At 52.8% G+C, this 356-nt stretch carries 1 pseudogene; it reads right to left on the reverse strand.

Going from position 1 to position 356, the window contains the following annotated elements:
* Positions 1 to 127: 127 nt before the first annotated feature.
* Positions 128 to 301 (reverse strand): annotated as a pseudogene (locus ACODSJ_RS24755) (integrase domain-containing protein); the annotation flags it as partial.
* Positions 302 to 356 lie beyond the last annotated feature (55 nt).

The raw sequence follows: 356 nt of genomic DNA on the forward strand, positions 1-356 counted from the left end.
CCCATGTGAGAGTAGGTCATCGTCAAGATTAAATTCCGAAACCCCTATCTGCTGACGCAGGTAGGGGTTTTGTTTGTCCTTGAAAAAAGCAACCTGAGAATGGTACGGAGGTTGACCGTCAACCACGTTAGAGTAGGTCCATGGGACCACCGATGTACGCCGATACCACGTCGATTCGACCGTATCTCAGCTCATAACTGATTTGTATGCGTGCCTCTCGATCAAGGCCTGGATCGAGGCTCCTGCACCTGCCGCCGTTGATGGGCGCCAGGTGAAGGGTGATCTGCTCATAGCGTTCGCAGTAACCGATCCACGAATCCCACATTCAAAGCCGCCACTTGATTCTGGATGCTGCG

This window comes from Pseudomonas sp. FG6, from assembly GCF_057809015.1.